Annotated in this window: 2 tRNA genes; both read left to right on the forward strand. The window is 54.0% G+C overall.

The features are described 5' to 3' along the window. The first annotated feature begins 240 nt into the window (after window positions 1–240). Window positions 241–317: transfer RNA gene (locus tag C9413_RS32555), tRNA-Ile, on the forward strand. A gap of 73 nt (window positions 318–390) precedes the next feature. Further along, window positions 391–466 (forward strand) — tRNA-Ala (locus C9413_RS32560). Window positions 467–628: the final 162 nt, after the last annotated feature.

Consider the following 628-nt stretch of genomic DNA (forward strand, 5'->3'; position numbering starts at 1 on the left):
TTCCCGTGCTTTTTAGAACATAGATGGCACCAGTCAGGTGACCATCGAAACGCAATACGCCGCGTCGACTTCGGTCACGACGGTATGGCGAGCTTTCGCCGTCCACGTTTCTCTTTCTTCAAGAAGATATCGAACCATTGAGTGCGCTCACGCGCTGTTTGCACCTTCGGTGCTGCGCTCCGCTGGGGCGCCGGACGGCCGGCGACGGACTATCGTCCTGTTGATCAGGATGAAAGCGATGGGCCCGTAGCTCAGTTGGTTAGAGCACACGCTTGATAAGCGTGGGGTCGGTAGTTCAAGTCTACCCGGGCCCACCATTTGCTTTTGCAGTTTGGTTTGCTCCTGGTTTAACTGATCCTGGCGGTTTGCTGTCAGGTGTTTGCGATGGTTGGGGCTGTAGCTCAGCTGGGAGAGCACCTGCTTTGCAAGCAGGGGGTCAGCGGTTCGATCCCGCTCAGCTCCACCAAATCGCTTTGGTGTTGAACTGAGGGATTTGAGATATCTTCTGAAGAAAAACAAAGTTTGCATCGTTTGTGACGATGCCTGTTCTGCATATATCGTGAAGAGAAGATTGATCTGGAGGCTTCCAGGTGTTTTGGGTTTAGGCCCGAGGCGTCCGAAGCCGGTT

The organism is Rhizobium sp. SEMIA 4085 (assembly GCF_013004495.1).
Taxonomy (GTDB): Bacteria; Pseudomonadota; Alphaproteobacteria; order Rhizobiales; family Rhizobiaceae; genus Rhizobium; species Rhizobium gallicum.